The organism is Reyranella sp. (assembly GCF_965279465.1).
In the GTDB taxonomy this organism is placed as follows: domain Bacteria; phylum Pseudomonadota; class Alphaproteobacteria; order Reyranellales; family Reyranellaceae; genus Reyranella.
On sequence record NZ_OZ257242.1, the window covers coordinates 2091838 to 2103302 of the forward strand.

12 protein-coding genes and 1 riboswitch are annotated in these 11465 nt (G+C 68.8%); of the genes, 11 read left to right on the top strand and 1 reads right to left on the bottom strand.

Annotated features, from left to right (window positions below):
* Genes ACQY8M_RS10225 through cobJ form a run of 3 tightly spaced genes read left to right on the top strand, consistent with a single transcriptional unit; the run spans position 1 to position 2119 of the window.
* A complete protein-coding gene (locus ACQY8M_RS10225; RefSeq protein WP_428671498.1) occupies positions 1-624 on the top strand; it encodes a precorrin-8X methylmutase in 624 nt (207 codons plus the stop codon).
* Positions 621-1379 (top strand): precorrin-2 C(20)-methyltransferase, encoded by a 759-nt coding sequence (locus tag ACQY8M_RS10230; protein WP_428671500.1) that lies wholly within the window; start codon positions 621-623, stop codon positions 1377-1379. Before ACQY8M_RS10225 ends, ACQY8M_RS10230 begins: the two co-directional genes overlap by 4 nt.
* Entirely contained in the window at positions 1376-2119 is a 744-nt protein-coding gene (cobJ, locus tag ACQY8M_RS10235) for a precorrin-3B C(17)-methyltransferase (RefSeq protein WP_428671502.1), read from the top strand. Before ACQY8M_RS10230 ends, cobJ begins: the two co-directional genes overlap by 4 nt.
* Here cobJ and ACQY8M_RS10240 read toward each other — a convergent pair.
* On the bottom strand, positions 2092-2841 hold the full coding sequence (locus tag ACQY8M_RS10240) for a cobalt-precorrin-6A reductase (RefSeq protein ID WP_428675345.1): 750 nt from the start codon (positions 2839-2841) through the stop codon (positions 2092-2094). The genes cobJ and ACQY8M_RS10240 overlap by 28 nt on opposite strands.
* A gap of 4 nt (positions 2842-2845) precedes the next feature.
* On the opposite strand from ACQY8M_RS10240, the gene cbiE reads away from it, so the two are divergent.
* The 8 genes from cbiE to ACQY8M_RS10280 all read left to right on the top strand — a co-directional run bounded on the left by cbiE (position 2846) and on the right by ACQY8M_RS10280 (position 11461).
* Positions 2846-4078 carry a precorrin-6y C5,15-methyltransferase (decarboxylating) subunit CbiE gene (gene cbiE, locus ACQY8M_RS10245; RefSeq protein WP_428671504.1) on the top strand — a complete coding sequence of 411 codons (1233 nt, stop codon included), beginning with the start codon at positions 2846-2848 and terminating at the stop codon, positions 4076-4078.
* Positions 4075-4458, top strand: a complete 384-nt coding sequence (locus tag ACQY8M_RS10250; protein ID WP_428671506.1) for a cobalamin biosynthesis protein — start codon at positions 4075-4077, stop codon at positions 4456-4458. Before cbiE ends, ACQY8M_RS10250 begins: the two co-directional genes overlap by 4 nt.
* Positions 4455-5216, top strand: coding sequence for a precorrin-4 C(11)-methyltransferase (gene cobM / locus ACQY8M_RS10255; protein WP_428671508.1), 762 nt, complete (start codon positions 4455-4457; stop codon positions 5214-5216). Before ACQY8M_RS10250 ends, cobM begins: the two co-directional genes overlap by 4 nt.
* Positions 5213-6001, top strand: coding sequence for a uroporphyrinogen-III C-methyltransferase (gene cobA / locus ACQY8M_RS10260; protein ID WP_428671510.1), 789 nt, complete (start codon positions 5213-5215; stop codon positions 5999-6001). Before cobM ends, cobA begins: the two co-directional genes overlap by 4 nt.
* Before the next feature lie 94 nt (positions 6002-6095).
* Entirely contained in the window at positions 6096-7412 is a 1317-nt protein-coding gene (locus ACQY8M_RS10265; RefSeq protein WP_428671512.1) for a cobyrinate a,c-diamide synthase, read from the top strand.
* The gene (gene bluB / locus ACQY8M_RS10270; protein WP_428671514.1) at positions 7409-8059 is read left to right on the top strand and encodes a 5,6-dimethylbenzimidazole synthase; all 651 of its coding nucleotides are present in this window, start codon (positions 7409-7411) and stop codon (positions 8057-8059) included. Before ACQY8M_RS10265 ends, bluB begins: the two co-directional genes overlap by 4 nt.
* A 16-nt stretch (positions 8060-8075) precedes the next feature.
* Positions 8076-8257, top strand: a riboswitch (cobalamin riboswitch).
* 109 nt (positions 8258-8366) lie between these two features.
* The gene (locus tag ACQY8M_RS10275) at positions 8367-9125 is read left to right on the top strand and encodes a methyltransferase domain-containing protein (protein ID WP_428671516.1); all 759 of its coding nucleotides are present in this window, start codon (positions 8367-8369) and stop codon (positions 9123-9125) included.
* Between the two features lie 200 nt (positions 9126-9325).
* A complete protein-coding gene (locus tag ACQY8M_RS10280) occupies positions 9326-11461 on the top strand; it encodes a TonB-dependent receptor (RefSeq protein WP_428671518.1) in 2136 nt (711 codons plus the stop codon).
* The last annotated feature ends 4 nt before the right edge of the window (positions 11462-11465 follow it).

Below are 11465 nucleotides of genomic sequence, written 5' to 3' on the forward strand. Positions count from 1 at the left end.
ATGCCGAGCTATATCCGCGACGGCGCGGAAATCTATCGCCGTTCGTTCGCCATTATCCGCGCCGAGTCCGACCTCGCGCGCTTCACGCCGGCCGAGGAGCGCGTGGCGGTGCGCATCATCCATGCCAGCGGCATGGTCGAGATCGCGCGCGACATCGTCATGTCGAACGGCTTCGCCGACAATGCGCGCTGGGCACTGCTCGCCGGCGCGCCGATCCTGTGTGACTCCAAGATGGTCGCCAACGGCATCACGCGTTCGCGCCTGCCGGCCGGCAACGAGATCGTCTGCACGCTCGACGATCCGGCCGTGCCCGATATCGCGCGCCGCATCGGCAACACGCGCACCGCGGCGGCAATGGAACTATGGGGCGAGCGGCTGGCCGGCTCGGTGGTCGCGATCGGCAATGCGCCGACGGCGCTGTTCCGCCTGCTCGAGCTGCTCGATGCAGGGGCCAGGCCGCCGGCCGCCGTGATCGGCCTGCCGGTCGGATTCGTCGGTGCCGCCGAATCGAAGGACGCGCTGGCGGCAGACGGCAGGATGCCGTTCCTGATCGTGAAGGGCCGCAAGGGCGGCAGCGCGATGGCCGTGGCCGCCGTCAATGCGCTGGCGAGCGAGATCGAATGACCAGCCTCGACGAATTGGCCGGGACGGCGCGCGCGGGCACGCTGTACGGCATCGGTGTCGGGCCGGGCGACGTGCGGTATCTTACCTTGCGCGCCGCGGGGCTGGTGCGTGCGGTCGATGTCGTGGCGTTCTTCGCCAAGCGTGGGCAGGTCGGCAATGCGCGCCGCATCGTGGCGCCGCTGATGAAGGATGGCCAGGCCGAGGCGCGGCTGGAATATCCCGTGACCGACGAGATCCCCGCGGAGCATCCGGACTACCAGTCCCGGATCGCCGGCTTTTACCGTGCCTCTGCCGAGTCGCTGGCGGCGCTGCTGCACGAGGGTAAGTCGGTCGGCCTGATCGCGGAAGGTGATCCGTTCTTCTACGGCTCCTTCATGCATATGTGGCGGCGGCTGGCGTCGGGTTTCCCGGTCGAGGTCGTGCCCGGCGTGACCGGCATGTCGGGATGCTGGACGCGCGCCAACCTGCCGATGACCTGGGGCAACGACACCCTGTCCGTGCTGCCGGGGACGCTCGCGGAGGACATGCTGGTCGAGCGCCTGCAGCGCACCGACGCTGCGGTCGTGATGAAGGTCGGCAAGAACCTCGCGAAGGTGCGCCGCGCCGTCGAGCGGGCGGGACTTCTCTCGCGGGCGGTCTATGTCGAGCGCGGCACCATGCAGGACGAGCGCATCGTGCCTCTGGCTGACTGCGACGCGCCGAGGGGCGCATACTTCGCCATGGTGCTGATCCCGGGCGAGGGGAGGCGGCTGTGACCGGCTCGCTCGTCGTCGTCGGCACCGGCCCGGGCAAGCCCGAGCTGATGACTCCCGCGACGCAGGAGGCCCTCGCCGCGGCGACGGATCTGGTGGGATACGGTCCCTATCTCGATCGCGTGCCGGCGTTGCGCGCCGATCAGTGCCGCCATGCTTCAGACAACCGGGTCGAGCTCGACCGCGCACGCCACGCGCTGGCTCTCGCGGCGTCTGGCCGCCGCGTCGCCGTGGTGTCGGGTGGCGATCCCGGCGTGTTCGCCATGGCCGCAGCGATCTTCGAGGCGGTCGAGTCCGGCGACCCCGAATGGCACTTACTCGACATCCGGGTCGAGCCCGGCGTCACGGCGATGCTGGCAGCGGCAGCCGAAGCCGGCGCGCCGTTGGGTGGCGACTTCTGCGCCCTCTCGCTGTCGGACAATCTCAAGAGCTGGGCCACCATCGAGCGCCGCCTCAAGGCCGCCGCCGAGGCGGACTTCGTGATCTCGCTCTACAATCCGGCCTCGAAGGCCCGACCGCATCAGCTCGGCGAGGCGTTCACGCTGCTGCGCTCGATCAAGGCCGGCGAGACGCCGGTGCTGTTCGTGCGCGCGGCGGGCAGCGCCGACTCGAAGGTCGTCGTAACGACCCTCGCGGACGCCGACGCAAGCGTGGCCGACATGCGGACGCTCGTCATCGTCGGCTCGAGCACGACACGCCGGGTCGGCCGCTGGATCTACACGCCGCGCGGAGCCAAGCCGTGAAGCCAGGCAACGGCCTTCTCGACGTTGGTCAGGATATGGCCTGCCGGCTTGTGTGGCCGCGCGATCATGACGACGGGCAGGGCGAGCGCACGCGCCGCTGCGATCTTGGCGTAAGTGGCGTTGCCGCCCGCGTTCTTCGAGACCATCACGTCGATCCGCTCTTCGATCAGCAGGCGCAGTTCGGCCTCCCGGTCGAACGGGCCGCGCGCCTGGATCAGGCGGAGGTCGGGCGGCAAGTCCTCGCGCTCCGGCCGTTCGATCAGTCGCGCGATGTAGTGGTGCTGCGGTGCGGCAGCGAAGATGTGCAGTTCCTGGCGCCCGAGGCTGAGGAAGACGCGCCGCGGGGGCGTGCCGAGCGCGTGGGCAGCGGCATCGAAACTCGGAACGACCTGCCAGCGGTCGCCCGCCTCGGGCTGCCACTCGAGCCGCACCAGCGAGGTCAGCGGCACGCCGGTCTCGCGGCAGGCCGCGACGGCGTGAGCCGATATCTGGTCGGCGTAGGGATGCGTGGCATCGACCACCGCTTCGATTGCCTCGTCGTGCAGGAAGCGCAAGAGCCCGTCGATGCCGCCGAAGCCGCCGGTCCTGGTGGCGATCGGCTGCGCGCGCGGACTGACGGTGCGGCCGGCCAGCGAGAGGATCGGCGCGAGGCGCGGATCGCCGGCGACCTGTTGGGCGAGCGCGGAGGCTTCCGTCGTGCCGCCAAGAATCAGGACGCGCAGGGCCATGGCCGTGAGTAGCCGTCCGCAGCGCTGGCTGTCCATCGTCGGCATCGGCGAGGATGGCGTCGACGGGCTCTCGCCGATCGCGCGCCGGCTGGTGTCCGACGCCGAGCTGGTCCTGGGCGGGAAGCGGCACCTCGCCCTGGCGGACCCGCTGATCAAGAGCGAGCGGCTTTCGTGGCCGAGCCCGATCGGCACCGTGCTGCCCGACATCGAGAAGCACCGCGGCCGACCGGTGGCCGTGCTGGCGAGCGGCGACCCCTTCCACTACGGCGTTGGCGATATGCTGATGCGCTCGTTCTCGCCGGAAGAGATGCTGTGCGTGCCGCAGGCCGGCGCCTTCAGCCTCGCGGCGGCGCGGCTCGGCTGGTCCCTGCAGGAGGTGTCGCCGGTCAGCCTGCATGGCCGCGCGCTGGAGGGGATCGTGCGCTACCTGCAGCCGGGCGCCCGCATCCTTGCGCTGTCGTGGGACGGCGAGACGCCAGCGAAGCTGGCGGCGCTCTTGCGCGCGCGCGATTTTGGCGACTCGTCGATGGCGGTGCTTGAACGCATGGGCGGGCCGAACGAACGCGTGCGGCGGACGACGGCCGCCGGCTTCGATCTCGGCACGGTCGAAGCGCTCAACACGATCGCGGTGGAGGTGGTCGGCGCTGCGTCCTCCGCGCTCAGCCTCGCGCCCGGGCTCGACGACAGCCTGTTCGAGCACGACGGCCAGCTCACCAAGCGCGACGTGCGCGCGATCACGGTTTCGGCGCTGGCGCCGCGGCAAGGCGAGCTCCTCTGGGACGTCGGCTTGGGCGCGGGCTCGATCGCGATCGAATGGCTGCTGCGCCATCCGTCGCTCAAGGCCATCGGCATCGAGGAAGGTGCCGAACGCGCGGCCCGTGCCACGCGCAACGCCGCGGCGCTCGGCACGCCCGATCTTCGCATCGTGCAGGGTCATGCGCCCGAAGCACTGGCGGGATTGCCGGCGCCCGATGCCGTGTTTATCGGCGGCGGGCTCGGCGATGCGGGCTTGTTCGAGGCGGTGTGGTCGGTGCTCAAGCCGGGAGGACGGCTCGTCGCGAACGCGGTGTCGCTCGGCTCCGAGGCGCGGCTGATTGAACTCTTCCAGCGTCACGGTGGGGAACTGACTCGGGTCGAGATTGCCAAGTCGGGGAAGGCGGGCACCAGCGGCAAGGTCTTCGTCTGGCGGCCGGCCGCGCCGATCATCCAGTGGCGGGTGACCAAGCCATGATTGTCGCCGGTATCGGTTGCCGCCGCGAGATCACGGCCGATGACCTCGAGAAGGTCGTGCGCAGGGCGCTGGGAATGTTCGATCTGCCCGCCGACCGACTCGACGCGGTTGCGACCGAGTCGGACAAGGCCACCGATCCGGCCTTCGCGGAAGTCTCGCGCCGACTGTCGGCGGAACTTGTGGCCTGCACGGTTGACGAGCTTGAAGAGGTCGGAGGACAGGTGCTGACGCGGTCAAATCGGGTGCTCGAAGCGAAGGGCGTGCCGTCGATCGCCGAGGCTTCGGCTTTGGTCGCCGCCGGCCGTAACGCGCGGCTGCTCGGCGCGCGCGTTGCGACGATGCTGGCGACCTGTGCCATCGCCAGGGGAGACGGGCGGTGACCATTTACTTCATCGGCGCTGGTCCGGGTGCGCCGGACCTGATCACGGTGCGCGGCCGCGACCTGATCGCCCGTTGTCCGGTCTGCCTCTATGCCGGGTCTCTGGTGCCCAGGGCGCTGCTCGATCATTGCCCGCCGGGCGCGCGGATCGTCGACACCGCGCCGATGTCGCTCGACGAGATCGTGGCGGAGTGCCGGCGCGCGACGGATGCGGGCGAGGACGTGGCGCGGCTGCATTCCGGCGACCTCTCGATCTGGAGCGCGATGGGCGAGCAGCTTCGGCGTCTCGATGCGGCAGGCATTGCTTACACCGTGACGCCCGGCGTGCCGTCGTTCTCGGCCGCGGCGGCGGCCTTGAACCAGGAGCTGACCTTGCCCGAAACAGCGCAGACCGTGGTGCTGACCCGCACGTCGGGCCGCGCCTCGGCGATGCCGGAGGGCGAGACGCTCGCGGCCTATGCCGCGACCGGCGCGACGCTCGCCATTCATCTGTCGATCCATGTCCTAGCGAAGGTCGTTGCTGAGACGACGCCGTTCTACGGCGCGGACTGCCCCGTCGCCGTCGTCTATCGCGCGAGCTGGCCGGACGAGACGATCATTCGCGGCACGCTTGCCACCATCGCGGCCGAAGTAGCCAGGCATCCGATCGAACGCACGGCGCTGATCCTGGTCGGCAAGGTCCTGTCGGCGCGCGACTTCCGCGACTCGTCGCTCTACGACGCGGCCTATCAGCGCCGCTTCCGGGGACGCGGCGCGTGAGCTTCGCGCATTTCCCGCCGATGCCCGACTTCCCGCCGGGCGAAGTCTGGCTGGCGGGCGCCGGTCCTGGCGATCCGCGCCTGCTGACGTTGCTCGCGCTGCATGCCGTGTCAGCGGCGGACGACATCGTGCACGACGCGCTGATCGATCCGAGGGTGCTGACCCTGAGGCGCGACGGCGCGGAGCTTATCCCGGCCGGCAAGCGCGGCGGCCGGCCGTCGCCCCATCAGAATGAGATCAACGGCATCCTGATCGACCGCGCCCGCGCCGGCCGCCGCGTGTTGCGCTTGAAGGGCGGCGATCCCTTCGTCTTCGGGCGCGGCTGGGACGAGGTGCTGGCGCTGGCCGAGGCAGGCATCCGCTATCGGTTGATCCCGGGCATCACCTCTGGCCTCGCGGCAACGGCGCTGGCCGGCATCCCCGCCACGACGCGCGATACCAATCATGCCGTCGTGCTCGCGGCCGGCCACCGCGCCGACGACGATCAGTCGAGTGCAGACTGGGTGGCGCTCGCCCGGCTCGGCCAGCCGGTCATCCTCTACATGCCGATGACTCAGCTCGCCGGCATCACAGTCGCGCTGATGAAGGGCGGCATGGCCGCCGACACGCCGGCCGCACTACTGCACGCGGCGACAACGGAACAAGAGAAGGTCGTCGACAGCACGCTCGCCCGCCTGGTCGAGGACGCGCAGGTGAACGGCATCGGCTCGCCGGCGATCGTGGTGATCGGCGCCGTCGCCGGCCTGCGCCGGCAGGTCCTGTCGGGACTGGTCGGCTGGCGATGACTCATCAGCTTGCCGGGAGCGCGGCTCTCCAGAGCCGCTCATGGGATGCGGCGATACCAGGAACAGCGGCTCTGGAGAGCCGCGCTCCCAGCAGATGACATCGCGAGGCCTGATCGTCTCGGCGGTTCGATCGGGCGCCGGCAAGACGACGATCGCGCTCGGCCTCATGCGCGCCTTCGCGCGGCGCGGGCTCACGGTCCAGCCGTACAAATGCGGGCCGGACTACATCGATCCCGCCTTCCATGCCTTCGCCGCCGGACGGCCGAGCTTCAATCTCGACAGCTGGGCGATGTCGCGCGGGTTTTTGTCCGACCTTGTCGCGCGTCATCCCGCCGAGCTCGTCGTCACCGAGGGCGTGATGGGACTGTTCGACGGCGCCGGCGGGCGAGGGGCCACGTCCGACGTGGCAGCGTCCCTGGGCTGGCCGGTCGTGCTGGTGCTCGACGTGAAGGGCCAGATCGAAACGGCAGCCGCGGTCGCCTTGGGCTGCGCCAACTTTCGCGACGATGTCGGCATCGCGGGGGTAATCCTCAATCGGGTCGCGAGCGCGCGGCATCTCGCGATGATCCGGCCGGCCTTCGACCGGGTCGGCATCAAGCTGTTCGGCGGCGTCCCGAACGATGTCCGGTTCGCCTTGCCTGAACGGCATCTCGGCTTGGTGCAGGCCGTCGAAACCGCGGACATCGAGACGCGCCTCGACGCGGTGGCGGATGCGCTGGAGCAGTCGCTCGATCTCGAGGCGATCCGCCACAGCGCGCATCCCGCCAGGCTCGCCGACGCGGCGGCTGGCGGATTGCCTCCGCCCGGCCAGCGCATCGCACTCGCGCAGGACCGGGCGTTCTCGTTCATGTATCCGCACCTGCTCGATCACTGGCGGTCGGCCGGTGCGGAGATCCTGCCGTTCTCGCCGCTGGCGGATGAGGCGCCGGACGCAAGCGCCGACGCGATCTGGCTGCCCGGCGGCTACCCCGAGCTGCATGCCGGCGCCCTCGCTGCCGCCTCCCGCTTCCTCGACGGGCTGCGGCGGGCGGCCGCGCGATCGGTCACGATCCACGGCGAGTGCGGCGGCTACATGGTGCTGGGGCAGGGGCTCGAGGACGCCGATGGCCGGCGCCACGCGATGGCCGGGCTGCTGCAGCTCGAAACCTCGTTCGCCCGGCGCCGGCTGCACATCGGTTACCGCCGCGCCCGCCTTTGCGTCGATTGCGCGCTCGGATCGGCGGGGAACGAAATCATGGGTCATGAGTTTCATTACGCCCGCACGCTGTCGATCGGCGACGAGCCGCTGGTCGATTGCCGCGACGTGTCCGGCGCGGTCGTTCCGGAGGTGGGTGCGTGCCGCGGCTCGGTGAGCGGCACGTTCTTTCACGCCATCAGCAGGGGCCTCATCGTGAGCAAAGGATCGTCATGAAGCCGCCGCCGTCGCACCTGCCGTTCGATGCAACCTTCCGCAAGACCTTCCGCGACCTCGTGCTGTGGCGCCGCGACGTGCGCCGCTTCCGCACCGATCCGGTCGACGAAAAGCTGCTCGACGACCTGATCGAGCTGGCCACGCACGCGCCCTCGGTCGGGCTCAGCCAGCCGTGGCGCTTCGTGAAGGTGAAATCACCCGAGCGGAGGCGCGCGGTGTGGGAGAGTTTCGCCAAGGCCAACGAGAAGGCGCTGGGCGGCTACGAAGGTGAGCAACGTGCGAACTACGTGTCGCTGAAGCTCGCTGGTCTCAAGGAAGCGCCGATCCATCTCGCCGTCTTCTCCGACGAATCGACCGACACCGGCCGCGGGCTCGGCCGCCAGACCATGCCCGAGACCTTGCGCTATTCGGTGGTCGCTGCCGTGCAGACGATGTGGCTCGGCGCGCGCGCCGAAGGGCTCGGCATGGGCTGGGTCTCGATCCTCGATCCGGCCGAGGTGACGCGCGCGCTCGACGTGCCCGAGGGCTGGCGGCTGGTTGCCTATCTCGATCTCGGCTGGCCTGCCGAGGAGCACATCGACCCCGAGCTCGAGCGTCATCACTGGGAGGAGCGCCACTACACCGGCGATCTCGTCTTTACGCGTTGACGATTCTCACACCCGCTGCCACGATTGAACCAGTGGTTCCCGCAAGGGAACAAAAGGGAACGCGGTAAACGCCGCGGCTGCCCCCGCAACTGTAAGCGACGAGCTGACGACCGATAAGCCACTGGAAATACTTTCCGGGAAGGTGGTCGAAGGCAACGACCCGCGAGCCAGGAGACCTGCCACTAGCCGCGGTCACGCGCGAACGCATGGGGCGGGGTGTCCTTATGTAGAAACTGACGGCGTCCCGGCAATGGGCGTCGATGGCTACGGTTCGCGGTGACGGTTCGACGTGCGCCGCGAGTCTGTCGTGACTGTCTCCTCGTTTCCATCAACCGCTCGACGGCACGACATCGATCCGCTCGAGCTCTATGCCTCGGCGATCGATACCTCCGACTACGTGGCGCGTATTGCGCCGCGGGTGCGCCGGCTGGTGCCCGAGGTCGGCCGTCTGCTCGATGTTGGCGCCGGCGGCGGGCAGCTCGGCGCGGCACTGCAGGATCGCGCGCTGCCGTGGACGGCGATCGAGCCGTCGCCCTCCATGCGCGCGCGTCTCGCCCGCCTTCACGTGCCGCCTCGCATCGTGCCCGAGAGTTGGGAAGAAGCGGACGTCGCTTCGAGTGCGCACGACACCGTGCTGGCGGCAACGATGCCCGCCTTGTTCGATGATCCGGAGCGGTTCCTCGCACGCTGTCGGATTTGGGCGCGGCACACCGTCATCTGGGTCGTGCCGGCGCATGCCGGGCCGCGCGGCCTCTGCTTTGCGGGCTGCCTGCCATCGGAATGGCATCGCGAGGACGAGACGCCGGGGCTCGACATCGTGATGCGCGGCCTCGGTCTTGCCTCGCGGCCGCACGCGATGGCCTTCGCCAACTGGACCTTCTCCGGCGTCGTGCAGGACCTGCCACGACTTTCCGCCTATCTCGCCGACCGCCTCGGCTGGAGCCCGTCCGACGACCGCCGGGCCACCCTGGCTGCGCATCTCGCAGCGCAGGCGCTGCCCGATGCCGCCGGTGTCCGGCTCAATATTCCAAGGAAATCCGCTGTGCTCGTTTGGGGGAACTCATGATCGCGTCACCAAATTCCGTCGTCCCGAGCGGAGCGGAGCGCAGTCGAGGGACCTGCTCATCCCGGCAGACGTTGCAAGAGCAGGTCCCTCCGCTCCGCCTCGCTACGCTCGGCTCCGGTCGGGACGACGGAGGTCTCTATGGATTTGCGAGCAGCCCCCGTAGCAGGGGAAGGAAGCTGTCGCGGATCGCACTTGCGGCCATGCTGCTTGCCTCGCCCGCCGTCGCACAGGAGTGGAGGGAGGACTCCACCGCCACGACCATGCCGCCCACGGTGGTGACCGCCACCGGCCGGCCGGAAGAAGTGAGCCGAATCGCCGGCACCATCCAGATCATTCCACAGGAGCGCATCAAGCGCTCGACCGCCAAGTCGGTGACCGATCTCCTGGCCGAGAACTCGATCGGCTTCATGAGCGAATGGACCGCGGCCCAGACCTCGATCAACATCCGCGGCGCCTCGACCGAGGGGCAGGGGCGTGATTTTCGCAGCCAGGTGCTGATCCTGATCAACGGCCATCGCGCCGGCACGGCCAACGTGTCCAAGCTGTCGATCGCCGACGTCGAGCGCATCGAGGTCGTGCGCGGCCCGTCCTCGGTGATCTACGGCAGCCAGAACATGGGCGGCGTGATCAACATCATCCTGAAGACCGGCCGGACGGCGCCCGGCACGCTGGTCGAAGGCGCCGTCGGCTCGTGGTCGCTGTTCCAGGGCAAGGCGCAAAGCGGCGGCACCACCGGCAAGTACGACTGGTATGTCGGCGTCCAGGGCGGCTCGCGCCAGGACTACGACAGAAGCGGCAACGTCACCGAACAGAACACGCATTGGACGCGCTACGGCGGCACCGGCGCCTTCGGCATGCAGATCGACGAGAACAGCAGGATCGACGTCACGGTCCGCAGCGACGGCGTCTACGACGCCGGGTTCCGCGGCTCTTCCTCCAACGTCTTCGCCTTCGACAACCGCTACAACCAGTCGGCCGATCTGTCCTACTCCGCCAAGACGCCTGACGGCCGCGGCAGCCTGTTCTTCCAAGGCTATTACGTGCGCGACGTCGACGACCTCAGCAACCCGAGCCCGCTCAGCGCGCTCAACGCCTTCGGCTCCCGGAGCTACCTCGACCGCAACCGCCGCCAGGTCGATGTCATGGGCACGCGCTTCCAACCGGGCTACAAGCCCTGGACGGGCAACGAGCTGCTGCTCGGCATCGACTGGGAGCGCAGCACGGTCCGCTCCAACCGCTATCGCCTCACCAATGCGGTCTCGAACCAGGTCTCGCCGCAGGACAACAACCAGACCGAAAACGTCTTCGCCTTCTACATCGAGGATGCGCAGACCTTCTTCGACGACCGCGTGACGGTGCGTGCCGGCGTGCGCCAGACCTACGGCAACACGGCGGTCGACTGGACGCCGAACGCGCCGACCCTGCTGCCCGGCAGCAACAACTACCGGGCGACGACATACTCGGCCGGCGCGACCTTCGCGGCCACCAGCTGGCTGAACACCCGGATCGGCGCCTCGAGCGGCTTCCGCGCTCCCACGGCGACCGAGCTCGGTGCGAACTTCACGGTCACGCCGATCGGCACGACCATCTTCGGCAATCCGAATCTGGTGCCGGAGTATGCGCACCAGATCGAAGCCGGCGCGACGGCGAACTGGGACGGCGGCCGCCTCGATCTGGCGATCTTCCAGAACATCATCAGCAATCGCATCACGGCCACCACCATTTCGTCGATCGGCGGCGTGGTGATCCAGCAGCAGCGGAACAATCCCGGCAATCTCGTCGTGCAGGGCCTCGAGTACCAATTCGATGCCAGCGTTATCCGCACGCTCGGACTCAACGTGCCCGGGACTTGGCTCTGGAATCTGTTCGGCAACGGCTACTACAATTTCAAGATGATCGACTACGGTGCGCCGGCCGCTTTCGGCACCGACACCGCCACGCGCATCAACCAGTACGAGACGGCGATCGGCACGCGCTTCGGCCAGGCCGGCGTCGAGATGCCGTGGAGCTTCCAGGTTCTCGGCATCCTGCGCGGGCCGATGTGGTACAATACCGAGGAATCTCTGAACCCGATCCTGTATCCCGGCCAGATCCGTTCCTCGACGGTCTATCGCAAGCCGCCATTCTGGGTCTTCAACATGCGCGGCGAGATCGATGTGAAAAAGGGTGTGAAGCTGTTCGCCGCGGTGAACAACATCTTCGACGTCAACGACCATCCGATCTTCATCGGTCTCGATTCCTCGCCGTGCGGCAACAACCTGGCCAACCAGAACGGCGCCTGCGGCAACTCGATGCCGGGCCGCGAGCTGATCGTCGGTGCGCAGGTGAAGTTCTGACGAG

Coding starts and splice junctions, on each gene's coding strand:
- cbiE (WP_428671504.1), top strand. CDS start 2,846: ATGGCCGTGAGTAGCCGTCCGCAGCGCTGGCTGTCCATCGTCGGCATC.
- ACQY8M_RS10225 (WP_428671498.1), top strand. CDS start 1: ATGCCGAGCTATATCCGCGACGGCGCGGAAATCTATCGCCGTTCGTTC.
- bluB (WP_428671514.1), top strand. CDS start 7,409: ATGAAGCCGCCGCCGTCGCACCTGCCGTTCGATGCAACCTTCCGCAAG.
- ACQY8M_RS10250 (WP_428671506.1), top strand. CDS start 4,075: ATGATTGTCGCCGGTATCGGTTGCCGCCGCGAGATCACGGCCGATGAC.
- ACQY8M_RS10265 (WP_428671512.1), top strand. CDS start 6,096: ATGACATCGCGAGGCCTGATCGTCTCGGCGGTTCGATCGGGCGCCGGC.
- ACQY8M_RS10230 (WP_428671500.1), top strand. CDS start 621: ATGACCAGCCTCGACGAATTGGCCGGGACGGCGCGCGCGGGCACGCTG.
- ACQY8M_RS10280 (WP_428671518.1), top strand. CDS start 9,326: ATGCTGCTTGCCTCGCCCGCCGTCGCACAGGAGTGGAGGGAGGACTCC.